At 63.3% G+C, this 13,524-nt stretch carries 12 protein-coding genes and 1 pseudogene; 4 read left to right on the forward strand and 9 right to left on the reverse strand.

All coding sequences use genetic code 11. The annotated features are described in order from the left end of the window. Window positions 1–37: 37 nt before the first annotated feature. The 3 genes from ACWGRX_RS13640 to ACWGRX_RS13650 are packed head-to-tail and all read left to right on the forward strand — an operon-like array spanning window position 38 to window position 3,095. Window positions 38–910, forward strand: a complete 873-nt coding sequence (locus ACWGRX_RS13640; protein ID WP_452117967.1) for an ABC transporter permease — start codon at window positions 38–40, stop codon at window positions 908–910. Beyond that, window positions 907–1,740, forward strand: coding sequence for an ABC transporter permease (locus ACWGRX_RS13645; RefSeq protein ID WP_452117968.1), 834 nt, complete (start codon window positions 907–909; stop codon window positions 1,738–1,740). Before ACWGRX_RS13640 ends, ACWGRX_RS13645 begins: the two co-directional genes overlap by 4 nt. Then, window positions 1,740–3,095, forward strand: a complete 1,356-nt coding sequence (locus ACWGRX_RS13650; protein ID WP_452117969.1) for an aspartate aminotransferase family protein — start codon at window positions 1,740–1,742, stop codon at window positions 3,093–3,095. Before ACWGRX_RS13645 ends, ACWGRX_RS13650 begins: the two co-directional genes overlap by 1 nt. A 454-nt stretch (window positions 3,096–3,549) precedes the next feature. Here ACWGRX_RS13650 and ACWGRX_RS13655 read toward each other — a convergent pair. The 6 genes and pseudogenes from ACWGRX_RS13655 to ACWGRX_RS13680 all read right to left on the reverse strand — a co-directional run bounded on the left by ACWGRX_RS13655 (window position 3,550) and on the right by ACWGRX_RS13680 (window position 8,468). Continuing rightward, window positions 3,550–4,306 (reverse strand): annotated as a pseudogene (locus tag ACWGRX_RS13655) (IS5 family transposase). A gap of 231 nt (window positions 4,307–4,537) precedes the next feature. Then, window positions 4,538–5,536: a succinylglutamate desuccinylase/aspartoacylase family protein gene (locus ACWGRX_RS13660; RefSeq protein ID WP_452117970.1), complete on the reverse strand. Its 999-nt coding sequence runs from the start codon at window positions 5,534–5,536 to the stop codon at window positions 4,538–4,540. A 40-nt stretch (window positions 5,537–5,576) separates the two neighbouring features. Next, on the reverse strand, window positions 5,577–6,305 hold the full coding sequence (locus tag ACWGRX_RS13665) for an amino acid ABC transporter ATP-binding protein (RefSeq protein WP_452117971.1): 729 nt from the start codon (window positions 6,303–6,305) through the stop codon (window positions 5,577–5,579). After that, on the reverse strand, window positions 6,292–6,942 hold the full coding sequence (locus ACWGRX_RS13670; RefSeq protein WP_452117972.1) for an amino acid ABC transporter permease: 651 nt from the start codon (window positions 6,940–6,942) through the stop codon (window positions 6,292–6,294). The genes ACWGRX_RS13665 and ACWGRX_RS13670 overlap by 14 nt, the downstream gene beginning before the upstream one ends. Next, window positions 6,939–7,610: an amino acid ABC transporter permease gene (locus ACWGRX_RS13675; RefSeq protein ID WP_291636327.1), complete on the reverse strand. Its 672-nt coding sequence runs from the start codon at window positions 7,608–7,610 to the stop codon at window positions 6,939–6,941. Before ACWGRX_RS13675 ends, ACWGRX_RS13670 begins: the two co-directional genes overlap by 4 nt. Window positions 7,611–7,682: 72 nt before the next feature. Continuing rightward, on the reverse strand, window positions 7,683–8,468 hold the full coding sequence (locus ACWGRX_RS13680; RefSeq protein ID WP_452118217.1) for a transporter substrate-binding domain-containing protein: 786 nt from the start codon (window positions 8,466–8,468) through the stop codon (window positions 7,683–7,685). Window positions 8,469–9,079: 611 nt separating this feature from the next. Here ACWGRX_RS13680 and ACWGRX_RS13685 point away from each other — a divergent pair. After that, entirely contained in the window at window positions 9,080–9,982 is a 903-nt protein-coding gene (locus ACWGRX_RS13685; RefSeq protein ID WP_452117973.1) for a helix-turn-helix domain-containing protein, read from the forward strand. Between the two features lie 9 nt (window positions 9,983–9,991). Here the strand turns inward: ACWGRX_RS13685 and ACWGRX_RS13690 are convergent, their stop codons facing one another. The 3 genes from ACWGRX_RS13690 to ACWGRX_RS13700 all read right to left on the reverse strand — a co-directional run bounded on the left by ACWGRX_RS13690 (window position 9,992) and on the right by ACWGRX_RS13700 (window position 13,392). Further along, on the reverse strand, window positions 9,992–10,516 hold the full coding sequence (locus tag ACWGRX_RS13690; RefSeq protein ID WP_452117974.1) for an NAD(P)-binding domain-containing protein: 525 nt from the start codon (window positions 10,514–10,516) through the stop codon (window positions 9,992–9,994). Between the two features lie 44 nt (window positions 10,517–10,560). Further along, window positions 10,561–11,655 (reverse strand): branched-chain amino acid aminotransferase, encoded by a 1,095-nt coding sequence (locus ACWGRX_RS13695; protein ID WP_452117975.1) that lies wholly within the window; start codon window positions 11,653–11,655, stop codon window positions 10,561–10,563. Window positions 11,656–12,339: 684 nt separating this feature from the next. Beyond that, window positions 12,340–13,392: an ABC transporter substrate-binding protein gene (locus tag ACWGRX_RS13700; RefSeq protein ID WP_452117976.1), complete on the reverse strand. Its 1,053-nt coding sequence runs from the start codon at window positions 13,390–13,392 to the stop codon at window positions 12,340–12,342. Window positions 13,393–13,524 lie beyond the last annotated feature (132 nt).

A 13,524-nucleotide genomic window follows, 5' to 3' on the forward strand; every position in this document is an offset into this window, starting at 1 on the left:
CCGCGGCAGGCTGGTGCAGCATGAAAGGGATATCGTCGTGACGGCCGCTGATCCGACGCTGGAACGGCAAGCACCCCTTCAACTCGTCCTCGGGCTGGCGCTGCTGGCGCCAGCCCTGCTGATCCTGACCCTCGTCTTTCTTTACCCCGTGCTGGTTGTGCTGCTGCGCAGCGTCACCGTCCCGGAACCGGGGTTTCAGAACTATGTCTCGCTGTGGTCGGTGCCCGCCAATATCCTGATCATCCGCAAGACCTTCTCGGTGGCGCTGTGGACGACGCTGGCATGCCTCGTCATCGCATACCCTTTCGCCTATTACGTCTCCCAGTTGCCGAAGAAGACAGCACGGCTTTTCCTTTTCCTGAGCCTTGCGCCGCTATTCACGGCGATCCTCGCCAGGCTCTACGCCTGGACCGTGATCCTTGGCCGCCGCGGCGTCATCAACGAGACGCTGATGGCGCTCGGCCTGATCGAGCGCCCGCTCGATCTGCTCTTCACGCCCTTTGCCGTAACCGTCGGCATGGTCCATGTGCTGCTGCCCTACATGATCCTGGTGCTCTATTCGGTCATGGTGAAGATCGACGGCGCGATGCTGGAGGCGTCCCGCACGCTCGGTGCCGGCGCCTTCCAGACCTTCCGCCGCGTCTTCTTGCCGCTATCGATGCGCGGCGTCTATGCCGGGAGCCTGCTCGTCTTCATCGTCGCGCTCGGCTTCTTCATCACTCCCGCCGTGCTGGCGGGCGGCGACCACCTCACCGTCGCCGTCTATATCGAGCAGCAGATCAGCACATTGCGCTGGGGCACCGCGTCGGCCATGGCGACGATCCTGCTCGTGGCCTCGATCGCGATCTTCCTTGTCTTCGATCATCTCTTCGGCACGAAGACGCTGCTGACCGGAGGGACCCGGAAATGAGCGCCCCTGCCCGGTCCTGGTCGAACCTGCCGCTCGCCATCGTCGCCTATGCGATCCTGTTCTTTCTCATCGCGCCGCTCCTGATCGTGGTGCCGGTCTCGCTGACCGGCGGCGAGCTCTCGCGCTTCCCGCCCGACGGCCTCTCGCTGCGCTGGTACCGGGATTTTTTCCAGGACCATGAGTGGATGGAAGCCCTCTGGCTCAGCTTTTCGCTCGGCATATCGGTAGCGGTACTCTCTACGGCGGTCGGCCTCGGTGCCGCGCTGGCGCTCGCCCGCTTCATGCCGAATGCGCTGAAGCCCGTCATCCGCGTGCTCGTGCTGACGCCGATGATCGTGCCGGGCGTGGTCGGCGCCATCGCCATGTTTCTGATCCTGTCGCAGGCGGGCCTCGTCTCGACCTTCACCGGGCTCCTGCTCGCACATACGGTGCTCGCCCTGCCCTATTCGGTCATCGTGATCGAGAACGCATTGTTGCACCTGGATCCGGCGCTCGACGAGGCGGCCCGCACGCTCGGTGCCTCGAACACGGTTCGGATGCGCCGGATCACCTTGCCGATGATCGCGCCCAGCCTCGTCGGCTCGGCCGTGTTCGCCTTCATCACCTCGTTCGACGAGATCGTGGTGGTGCTCCTGGTTGGCGGAGCACGCTCGCAGACCCTGCCGGTCAAGATGTTCAACTTCCTGGAAAACGAACTGCGGCCGACGCCCGCCGTGGTGTCATCCCTGCTGATCCTCGCGCTGATCCTCGGGCAACTCGCCGCGAGGCTGGTGCGCCGGCAGATCGAACGACGCCGCGGCCTGGCCGGCGGCCAGATTGCGGAGGCATGATGAACACACCCCTTCCAAGCGCCAACCGGGCCAATGCGTATCCGGACTCCGGCTCTGCCTCGTCAGCGCTCTACGAACGCGCCTGTGGCGTCATGCCCGGCGGCAACACACGCACCACCGTCTTCATGGCGCCCTACCCGATCTATGCGGTGCGCGGCGCCGGCGCGCGCGTCTACGACGCCGACGGGCACGAACGGCTCGACTTCATCAACAACTACACCTCGCTGATCCACGGGCACGCCCATCCACAGATCGTGAAGGCCGCGAAGGAGCAGCTGGACAACGGCACCTGTTTCGCGATGCCGACGGAATCGGAGGTGTCGTTGGCGGGCCTGCTGTGCGAGCGGATCGAGAGCGCCGACGCGATCCGCTTCATGAACTCCGGCACCGAAGCGGTGATGATGGCCGTGAAGGCGGCGCGCGCCTACACGCTGCGCCCGAAGATCGCCAAGCTTGAAGGCGCTTATCACGGCAGCTACGACCTCGTCGAAACCAGCGAGGAATCAAGTCCCGAGAACTGGGGAGAAGACGCCCCCGCACGCGTGGCCTACAGCGCCGGCACCCCCGAGAGCGTCCTCAATGAAGTCGTCGTGCTGCCCCTCAACGACACGGCGAAGGCGGAGGCCATCCTGCGCGCCAATGCGCGCGCGCTTGCCGCGATCATCATCGATGCCATGCCGCCGCGTGCCGGACTGATCCCCTGTCGTCCCGATTTCCTCGCCATGCTCCGGCGCGTGGCGGACGAGTTCGGGATCGTCCTGATCAGCGACGAGGTGATCTCCTTCCGCCTTGGCTATCATGGCGCACAGGGCGCCTTCGATTTCGAGGCGGACCTCATCACCCTCGGCAAGATCATCGGTGGCGGCTTCCCGATCGGCGCGGTGGCGGGGAACGCGAAGGTCATGTCGGTCTTCGACGGCACGAAGGGCAAGCCGCCTGCACCCCATGGCGGTACCTTCAACGCCAACCCGATGTCGATGACGGCCGGACGGACGGCAATGGAGCTGATGGACCGCGCCGAGTTCGCGCGGATCGACGCACTCGGCGACCAATTGCGTGCTGACGTCACTCAGCTCTTTGCGGAAGAACGCTTTCCGGCCCAGATCACCGGCCGCGGCTCGCTCGCCCGGCTGCACATGAAGTCGACGCCGATCCTCGACTACCGCTCCGGCTATCCGAGCCCGGAGGAACGACACATGATGAACGCCCTGTTCCGGAGCTTGATCAATAACGGGATTCTCATCGGCTCGACCGGTCTCATGGCCATTTCGACCGCGATGAAGGCATCGGATATTCAGGATTTCATCTCTGCTCTGCGGGAGAGCCTACGCCAAGTTCGAGATGCGCCAGCTTGAGGTTCGCAATGGGGCGCACAGAGGCTCCAGTCGTCGCAGAATCGGATATCTGCCTCGGCGCGTGGCGCGGGTTACCTCGCGGTTGCAATCTCTGCCGTTCGCGGGATTTCACCTAAGTCGCCCGCTTCTGCTCCAGTCGCGCTGGTGCAACTTCAACCGCATCGCACTGACGCGACACTGACCGACTCGCGCGCACCCAGGTAAACCCCTGGAACAACTCGATAAATCGCTTGCCAAGGTTGGGGTCGTGGGTTCGAATCCCATCGCCCGCTCCAGACAGTCTCTGATTAAGAGAAGCATGCAAGCGTCGGGTTTCCCGGCGCTTTTTGCTTTTCTAGTCCAGTGTTCTTGGCACCTATTTGGCTAGGCGTCGAAAGGCCGTGGTTACATCGCGGTTACAGGCTTGCCTTGGCGCGCAGTCGCCGACGCTCGCACGGATCGCTAGCTAGGGGACTCATTTGAGCCACTGCGTCGCAAGAGCGGCAAGAGCGATGGCTGCAAGGAAGTTTACGGCTAGCCTGTCGTATCTAGTTGCGATGCGCTTCCAGTTTTTGAGCTTCCAGAACATACGTTCGATGACATTTCGACGCCGGTAGGCAGAGTGGTTGAGAGGATAGGCGGCATTTCGGATCACACGGCCCGGTATGACGGCTTCGATCCGCCTGTCGGCTAGCCAGTATCGCAGCCGATCGGCGTCATAGGCTTTATCTGCCAGGAGGCGCTTGGCCGGCGCGATGGCTTCCAGCAAGGGTATGGCCATGCTGTTATCGGCGATATTCTCCGGTGTCAGCACAATGGCGACGAGCCTGCCGCAAGCATCGGCCAGGCAATGGATTTTGGTCGTTCGGCCCCTCTCGATATGCCGACCACCTGCGTCCACTCCCCCCTTTTTCCGCCGGACGCGGACCGATGCGCCTTCACATGAAAGCTGTCGAGCATCAGTTCGTCGGGATTGCGCCTGCTGCGGCGACCTTGGCGAAAATCCGCTGCCAGACACCACGATCCGCCCAGCGAGTGTAACGATTGTAGATCGTCTTTACCGGGCCGTATGCGGGCGGCACATCGCGCCAGCGCGCTCCTGCCTTGAGGATGTGGAGGATGCCGCTGATGACGCGCCGGTCGTCGACACGGGGGCGTCCCGGCGGGTTATGCGGTAGGTGTGGTTCGAAACGCGCCCACGCGTCATCCGATAGCCAAAAGAGATCAAGCATGGTGCACTCCATGCCCCGCGACCCATACCCGCAGAGAATCTCTCAATCTTGACAATTATTTGGTTGGGTCCCTACCTAACGTTCATGTCGCGATCAAGACAGTTAGGCAAGAGTCGCCAAAGGGCTCGGTGAGAGCTATCCCTGATCGGGAATTTACGTTGGCGCAGCCAGCATCCCGGTCAGCACCGTTCGTAGCCGGTTACCTCGCAGGCACGACCAGCTCCCGTTTACCTATGTCGGAAGCACCGTCGCAAGATGGCCGAGGCAGTCGCCGGCTTCGACGAGAGAATATGTACGAATGCACATCGCGACACCTCCCGCGCGGAAATGCACTGGAACGGGATCGGCCCATGGAATGTCGATGTCGTGGATCAGCCCGGCCAACGCGCCAGCCTCCAGCGATTGCCCCAGGACGAATTTCGGTTCGAAGTAGCCGCGACGATCGGCAAAGGCAAAAAGGCCTGGATCGTCCATCACCAGGCGCCGGACCGGCCCGGCCGGAGGAAGGCGCGTGGGCAATATGCCGAGATGAGCCAGGACCCCCCGGACACCCCGTTCGGCGACGGCAAGGCCAGCGACGTTCACGGTGGAGCCCCCGCCGAACTCGCCCGTGAGAAAATCCACGTTGTGACGGTTCGCATAATTGCCGAGCACTCTGTCCTCGCCACTGAGCGCACGGACGGAATCAAAGTAGATCACATTCTCTGCCGCGAACGCGGCGACCAGAGCCTCGGTGCGTGCGGTCTTGTCGGGATCCGACCAGCGGGGCGCGAGCAGGGCCGGCATGTATTGCAGCGAACTCCCCCCGGCATGCAGGTCGATGAGACAGTCGGTGCGCGGCAGCAGCTCAGTGGTAACGTAATGCGCGATCATTTCGGTCGCAGTTCCGTCCTGCTTGCCGGGAAATGTACGATTGAGATTAATCCCGTCGGTCGGAGAGGTCCGCGTGCCCGCGACGAAGGCGGGGTGGTTCAGCGTCGGCAGGATGATGATCCGGCCATTGACGTCGGCGACGTCGATTTCGCGGGCGAGGCGCGAGAGTGCGACGGGGCCTTCGTACTCATCCCCATGCACGCCCCCCGTCAGCAAGACCGTCGGACCGCTCCCATTTACGAACACCGCGACCGGGATGGCGATGTGACCGTAGGCCGATCGATGCACGGAATTGGGGAGACGCAGCGTGCCGAACTGCGCACCCGGCCGGTCGTAATCGATATTGGTGGATATCATGGTCCTAGCCGTCGCCATTCGCTGAAACCTTCTGCTGATGTCACTGCGCCAGACCCAGGAACTGGCGCAATTCCGGGGTCTGAGGTGTGCCGAACACGTCCTCAGGCAGCCCGATCTCGTGAATCTGACCCTGATGCATGAACGCGACCCGTGAACAGACGCTGCGGGCAAACGCCATCTCATGTGTGACCATGATGACCGTCATGCCTTCGCGGGCCAGCTGGCGGATCACCTGAAGCACCTCTTCGACCAGCTCGGGATCCAGCGCCGAGGTGACCTCGTCGCAGAGCAGGATCAGCGGGTCCATCGCCAGCGCCCGTGCGATCGCAACGCGCTGCTGTTGTCCGCCTGAGAGCTCATGCGGCCGGGCCTGCGCCCGATGTCCCAGCCCGACCTTCTCCAGCTTCTCCATGCCGAGGGCGCGGGCCTCGGCGGTGCCCATGCCCTTGACGACCTTCAAGGCCAGGGCTGCGTTGTCGATCGCCGTGAGGTGCGGAAAGAGGTTGAACTGCTGGAAGATCATGCCGACCTTCAGCCGCAGTTGCTGCAGTTTCCTGTCGTCGCCGGCGATGGCTTCGCCATCGACGGTTATGCTGCCCTTGTTGAAAGGCTCGAGCCCGTTGATGCATCGCAAGAGGGTCGATTTGCCCGAGCCGCTCTTGCCGACCAGGGCTATGACTTCGCCACGCGCGACGCTGAGGTCGATGCCACGCAGCACCTCCATCTGTCCGTAGCTCTTGTACAGACCCTCGACGTTAACGAGTGGCATCGAGACGCACCTCCATGCGGCGGCTGACGAGCGACAGCGGATAGCAGAGGCAGAAATAGACGATCGAAACCAGTCCATAGACGACGAAAGGATCGAGAGTCACATTCGACAATACGGTTCCGGTCTTCATCAGTTCGGTAAACCCTACGATGGAAGTCAGAGAAGTACTTTTGACGATTTGTACCATGAAGCCCGCAGTCGGGGGCAAGGCCATGCGGATCGCCTGCGGCAGGACGACGTGGCGCAGGCTTTGCCGTGGCAACATGGCCAGGCAAAGCGCCGCCTCGGCCTGGCCGGGAGGCACGGCGCGGACGGCGCCACGCCACATCTCCGCCAGGTAGACTGCCGACCAGAGCGTCAGAGCGGTGCAGGCCGCTGCCCAGGCCGAGATGCTCCAGCCGAAAAGGGCCGGGCCGAAAAAGACCAGGAAGAGCTGCATCAGGAGCGGCGTACCCTGGATGAACCAGATGAACGACAGGGCGGGCACCCGCACGATGGTGCGCTTCGAGATGGTGCAGAGCATGAGGGCGAAACCCAGCAGCCCGCCCAGGACGAAGGCTGCGAGCGACAGCGCCACGGTCCATCGCGCGCCGAGGATGAGCGCCCAGAGGATTTGGGAAAGGGTGAACGTCATCACGGCATTTGCCTCGTGCCCAACAGGCGGCTGCCGACGAGTTGGAGGGCGAGGCGAACCAGCGCGGCGAGAACGATGTAGATCGCAGTTACGACGAAATAGGTTTCGAAGGCGCGGAAGGTACGCGACTGGATGAGGCTCGCCACATAGGTCAGGTCCGTAACCGAAATTTGCGAGACGACGGCGGAGCCGAGCATCACGATGACGATCTGCGACGAAAGCGTGGCCCACATCTTTTGCACCGCGGGCAGCAGGATCACATGCCAGAAAGTCTGGTTGCGCGTCATGCCGAGGCTCATCCCGGCTTCCCACTGGCCATTTGTGGCGGCCTGCACGCCCGCCCGGACGATCTCGGTGCCGTAGGCGCCGAGGTTGATGGCCATCGCGACGACGGCGGCGGTCATCTCCGACATGCTGATGCCGATCCTGGGCAGGCCGAAGAAAATGAAGAAGAGCTGAATGAGGAACGGCGTGTTGCGGATGAACTCGACATAGAAGGTCACCGCGGCGCGGACCGGGGCCGGGCCGAACAGCCGCAGCCAGTTGCAGGAGATGGCCGTAGCGAGGCCGAGCGTCGCCCCGATGGTGATGAGGATGAGCGTGACGCCGATCCCGTGCAGGATCATGCCGCCATAGCTGTGCAGGAACGTGAAATCGAAACTATGGCTCATGTTTGCGGCTTGTCTCTCCTCAAGACGAGTGCAGGCGAGCCGCGACGGCGCGCCTGCATAGGTTTGCCGGGATCAGAACTTTTCGGGGAGGTCTCGGCCCAGCCATTTCTGCGAGGCGGTCCGGAGGCTGCCGTCGGCGATCATCTCGGCAATGATCTTGTTGACGCGCTCGACCAGCGCCTTCTCGCCCTTTTTCACGCCGATATGGAGCGGCGATTTATTGAGGATGAACTTCTCGACCGGGACGCGCGCCGGCTTGCGTGCGACGAGAGCGTTGATGATGAGATCGCCGGTCGCGATAGCGTCGACCTGGCCGGACAGGAAGGCCTGCGTGTTGCCGTTCTCGTCCTCGTAACGCTTGATGGTGGCCTTCGGGGGCGCGACCTCCGTCAGCAAGGTGTCGGCGATGCCGCCGCGCAGGGCCGACACCGATTTACCAGCCAGATCGGCCGGGCCGCTGATCTTGGTGCCCGCTTCGGCGAAGACCGAGTTGTTCAGGATGCCGTAGGCATTGGTGAAGTCGATCACCGCCTCGCGCTCGGCATTCTTGCCCAGGACCGCGATAATGAGGTCCGCCTTGTTGGTTTGCAGGGCGGGTATGCGGTTCGCGCCGCCGACGGGGACGAGTTCGAGGGTGGCGCCGAGCTTCCTAGCCACATAGGCAGCGACATCAACGTCATAGCCGACGGGCTTGAGATCAGGGCCCATCATGCCGTAGCCGGAGAAGTCCTCGGGAACGGCAATCCGGATGACGCCGGTCTTGGTGATGTTTTCAAGCGAATCGGCGGAGGCGACCGCCGGCGCCAGGGCGGCGAGCGACAAAGCAACGATCACGGCTTTGATCATGCGGATGGACATTCGTGTTTCCTTTTTGACTGGCAGCAAGGGAAAGAGTTGTTCCTGGCGGCAAGAGGGATCAGCGCGACCCGCGCCCGTGATGTTGAGAGGCCTCACCTGAGGTTCCGTGCACTTCCCGAGCCAGCCGCGTGCGATGTCGCGCCACCGTCCTGCGCAGTTCGCACCATGATACGGCCCAAGGCTAGGAAAGACCCGCGGCTGTGAAAAGTTCGAATCCTCGGCCGGAGCGTGGCGGGCGAACGGAAGGGTACGGATATGAAAAAACGGGCGCTCAGATGAAACGCCCAGGATCGACAGCGCCGGTTGCATCGGGAAAGCTTTTCGCGGCCTGACGATCGAGTGCGGCTGCGGCGGGATGCCCGGCGAACCGAAGTGGAAATGATCGCCCGCCTAGTGGCTGAGGCCGGCCTGCCCGAGGGCGTCCTGAACATCGTGACGGGACGGGCTTCGGAGCGGGCGCGGCGTCGAGCATCTGGAGGAACATCTCGACACGAAGGCGATCTGGATCAACACTGAATAGCGGCGGGGCGAGACTTGCTTGACCGCCCCAAAATCGTCCAGATAGTCGCAAACTCCGCAGACCCAGGACCAGACCGGAAAGACGCCGCGGAATGGGCACGCAGAAGTGGGCGACATACGCGGATTTCTACAAAAAATCCGATTACAGGGTCTTTCCGCAGGAGCATCGCCGCTCGAAGGGCCTGTATAGTTTCAACATGATCTGCGTCGATCAGGGTCCTCATGATTTCGAGGACCCCGAGGTCCCGGAGACCATCGTCGCCCTGCCGGTGACAGTCGACCGGCATTGCACTTGGCGATGGTCGATGCTGGGCAGGCGCCATGAGGAGACCGCCACCCCCAGCCGCATGGTCGTGGTCCCCTCGGGTGTGGAAAGCCGCTGGGCAATCGACGGCAGCCGCAAGATCATCATCCTGACGATCCCTGATACGACGGCGCGGCTTGTGCTGGGCTCGTCCTCGACCGGGAAGATCCGGGAGGCGCTAATCCCGCTCTGCGCGGACAGCATCGTCGATCCGTTCGTCGAGGACCTGATCGGCCGGATGTGGGGGTGCAGCGACGGCGGCCATGCCGTCGACCGCCATATGGCGGACGGCATCCTGATGACCCTGCTCGCCGTGCTGATCAAGAAGGCCGACCGGTTCCGCTTCGAGGAACCGTTGATCGCCTTTCCGAAATGGCGGCTCGCACGGGTCGTGGACTACGTCGATGCCCATCTCGATCAGAGCATCTCGCTGGAGGACCTGTCGAACGCGGCGGGGATCAGCCGGACGCATTTCGTGCGAAGCTTCCGCAACCAGACCGGCGAGACGCCCCACAGGTGGCTGATGAAGCGACGGCTGGAAAAGGCGAAGGACCTCCTGCAATCCACCGGCGAAGACCTGCCGCAGATCGCCAGCAAATGCGGATTCTCCAGCCAGAGCCATCTGTGCACGGCGATGAAGGCGGCTGTCGGAATGACCCCCAAGGGCTGGCGCGATCGCTTCAGGTTCTGAAATCGCGCGCTAGCGCGTCCGTCCCGAAACCTTCAACGCCATCGCCATGTCGCTGAGCAACCCGTAAGCGGCGCCCGCCTTCCGATGCCTGCGGGCGGCGGCGGCCTGCCGCTCGACGACGATGCGACGGTCGCCGCGCGCCGCCGGCCCGCTCAGCCCCGCCCGGGGATCCAGTACCAGCACGTTCTCGACCGTGGAGGCACATCGCCTTCGATGCCGTAGAGCGTTCCCGGAAAATTCCCGATCGCTATCGCAGGGTTGGCGAAGGAGAAGACGGGATGAGCGCTCGCGAGCCGGCATCCGCAAGGTCGAATCCAGCAATGACGTCGAGCAATCGACCATGACCGCTCTCTGCCGCAGAGCCGACAGCACGCCATCGGCGCCCTTCAGCACCGCCTCGACCTGGGGAGCCCCCGTGACGCAAAGAATCTGGACCTCGAACGCCGTGGCAACCTCCGCGGGCGTAGACGCCGACCGCGCGCCGAGGCTCAAAAGCTCGCCCACCGACTGATTGCACGCGATGCCGTGCCCCACGAGCTCGACGCCGACGATGCCCGTTCACGCACCGCTCCTTCGGGTCAGCCCGCCGCGCGCGGCGGGACATCGATCCGCCAGCCGTAAGGGTCGGGGCCGGGCATGGTATGAAGCCGGGTGATCGCGTCGTAAAGTCGCTGCGTGACCGCCCCGGTCCTTCCGCCACCGATCACCACGCTGCGGTCGCTATAGGTCAATTGTCCGACTGGCGAGACGACGGCCGCCGTCCCGACGCCCCAGACCTCGTCCACGAGGCCGGACCGAACACCGTCCATGAGGTCGTTGATATCGACCTGGCGTTCGCTGACCTTGAGCCCCCATTCGCGCAGGAGCTGGAGCGCGCTGAGGCGGGTCACACCGGGCAGGATCGAATCCGTCAAGGGCGGGGTGACGATCTCGTCACCGATCTTCATCATGATGTTCATGGTCCCGACCTCCTCGATGAAGCGCCGCTCGACGGAATCGAGCCACAGGACCTGGGTGTACTCCTTCGCTTTCGCCTCCTCGGTCGCCAGCAGGCTCGCGCCGTAGTTGGCGGCCGCCTTCGCGGCGCCGATGCCGCCGCGCGCAGCCCGGACATAGCTGTCGGAGACCAGGATATTCACCGGGTTGACACCCTCGGCGTAGTAGTTGCCGACCGGTGACAGGAACAGCAGGAAAAGATATTCCGCCGACGGGCGGACTGCCATGTAGCCTTCGGTGCCGATCATGGTCTCGCGCACGTAGAGCGCCTTGCCCTTCTGATGCGGGATCCAGTCCCTGTCGAGGTCGACCAGCTGCACCATGGCAGCGAGCAGATCCTGCGGATCGACCTGCGGCATGCACATGCGGGCCGTCGACCGATTGATCCGCTCGATATGCGCCTGCGGCCGGAAAAGGCGGACCATGCCGTCCTCGCAGCGATAGGCCTTGTAGCCGTCGAAGATCGACTGTCCGTACTGGATGGCGGAAGCCGAGGGATGCACAGGCACCGGCCCGAACGGAACGATGCGATGATCGTGCCAGCCCCGGCCGGCCGTGTAGTTCATCAGGAACATGTGGTCGGTGAAATAGGCGCCGAACGTGTCGCCAACATCCTCGGGGATCGGTTTCGGTTCGGTGGTGAGGGTTACCGGGACGTTCATGATCACGCCTTTCATGCAGACAGGTTCCGCAGCGCGGCTTGCGAAATGGGCAGCCTTGTCGCGTTTCCGCGACGGTGAAGCTGCGGGGCTTGCATTCGATTCTAATCCTGATCTTGCGCAGGAGCGTGCGATCGATTCCGGTCGCCGGCTCGTCCAGCGGCACGAGTTGCGCGTTTGCCACCGCCGCCGCGAGGGCTGACGATCCCTTATGATCGGACCGGGCATGACCTTGAAGGAACATCTAGCCAACGTCCGGAACCGACCGAACATCTAAAATGGGTTCAGACAGTCAAGGAGCGGCGCCTGGGAAGGAGGGTGGCGACCGCCGGGTTGGCCGATATGTGTCGATAGGGTGCCGCAGGCGCCTCCGCAGTCGTCGATTTCATCGTTTCCCGTTGGACTGCCGCTCGATGGGTGAACGAACCATGCCCACTTCGAGAACAGCTTTCCCGCCAACATAGCTGGAACGTATTTCGCGCGCTTTCGCCAACGGCCCACAGTTTTCACAATCTGACCACAAGCACCGTCGCTGATAGCCGACATACGGCGCTGGTGCCTGTTTGGAGAACAGCTTCTTGATGCCGGTCGTTTCAGGTCCCGCTCCTGCGCTGGAACCTTTAGGAAATCGGCCGCGCGAAAGGCTTCGACGCGGCCGTCGGGCTCATTTGGGCCGGCAGCTGGAGTGGAAATTCTCCTAAATCAAGACAGAAGCCACTGGTTGAAGCGCGGCGTGATCTTGCTGCCGTTCTCTGCCCACCAATCGTAATCCTGGAACACGCCCTTGCCGATATTCATCTCGGACGAAGGAACGTCCTTGAGCCGCTCCGGCGGCAGCAGGGCGAGCGCATTCTTGTTGACCGGGCCGTAGGGGATCAGCTTCGCATAGGCCGCCTGTTGCTCGGGCTGCAGCGCGAAGGCGATGAACTCCATCGCAGCCTTCTTGTTCTTGGCGCCCTTCAGAATCTGCATCGCGTTGGCGACGAAGAGCGACTGGTTCAATGTGAAATCGAGCGAGCCTCCCTCGGCGCGCGGGTCGTAGAGGCGCCCATTCCAGCCCATCGCCAGCGGCACCTCGTCGTCGAGCAGGATCTGGGTCGACTGGGCGCCGGTGCTCCACCAATAGAGATTGGGCTTGAGCTTATCGAGACTGCGCAGCGCCCGCTCCAGGTCGAGTGGATAGAGCTTGTCCTTGTCGACCCCATCGGCCATCAGCGCGATCTCGAGGGTCTGGAAAGGCTGCTTCCACAGGCCGCGGCGGCCCTTGAACCTCTGCTGGTCCCACATCTCGGCCCAGGTCTTCGGGGCAGCGTCGGACTTGATCGATTTGGTGCTCCAGCCGATCACCGCGGCAGCGACGTCGAAGGGGATGTAGTAGTCGCGTGGCACGCCGGGGATCAGTGCGGATTTATCGATCACGCCGAAATCAAGCCGCTCGAGCAAGCCTTGGGCACCGAAGCTCGCTGCGATCGCAGCGTCGGCGCTGACGACGTCCCATTCGATCGCATTGGCCTCGACCATCGACTTGACCTTGGCATAGACGGTCGAGGTCGTGACGATCTCAATACCGGTCTTCTTCGTGTAGGGCTCGAAGACCGCTTTCTTGAGCGCTTCCTCGGTCTTGCCGCCCGTGGTGGCGATGACCAGGCTGCGGGCTTGGGCGCGCAGCACCGTCGGCGCGGCGATTGTTCCAGCGAGCGTGGCGCCCAGGCCGGCGCGCAGCACTCCACGGCGCGACATGAAGGTCATGGTCATTCGTTCTCTCCCGTTAGGTGAAGCGGCTGGTCTTGCCTTGCTGCCCATGTGCCGCTCCCGCCTCCGGCTGCATGTCGACGGCGGGCCATGAGCACGTCGATCGCGGCGGGTGCGCCACGATCTCGCTCTTGC

Source organism: Allobosea sp. NPDC055594 (assembly GCF_053618995.1).

Bases quoted from the DNA above. Each gene is read 5' to 3' on its own strand.
- ACWGRX_RS13645 (WP_452117968.1), top strand. From the start codon at position 907: ATGAGCGCCCCTGCCCGGTCCTGGTCGAACCTGCCGCTCGCCATCGTC.
- ACWGRX_RS13650 (WP_452117969.1), top strand. From the start codon at position 1,740: ATGAACACACCCCTTCCAAGCGCCAACCGGGCCAATGCGTATCCGGAC.
- ACWGRX_RS13660 (WP_452117970.1), bottom strand. From the start codon at position 5,536: ATGATATCCACCAATATCGATTACGACCGGCCGGGTGCGCAGTTCGGC.
- ACWGRX_RS13665 (WP_452117971.1), bottom strand. From the start codon at position 6,305: ATGCCACTCGTTAACGTCGAGGGTCTGTACAAGAGCTACGGACAGATG.
- ACWGRX_RS13675 (WP_291636327.1), bottom strand. From the start codon at position 7,610: ATGAGCCATAGTTTCGATTTCACGTTCCTGCACAGCTATGGCGGCATG.
- ACWGRX_RS13680 (WP_452118217.1), bottom strand. From the start codon at position 8,468: ATGTCCATCCGCATGATCAAAGCCGTGATCGTTGCTTTGTCGCTCGCC.
- ACWGRX_RS13685 (WP_452117973.1), top strand. From the start codon at position 9,080: ATGGGCACGCAGAAGTGGGCGACATACGCGGATTTCTACAAAAAATCC.
- ACWGRX_RS13695 (WP_452117975.1), bottom strand. From the start codon at position 11,655: ATGAAAGGCGTGATCATGAACGTCCCGGTAACCCTCACCACCGAACCG.
- ACWGRX_RS13700 (WP_452117976.1), bottom strand. From the start codon at position 13,392: ATGACCATGACCTTCATGTCGCGCCGTGGAGTGCTGCGCGCCGGCCTG.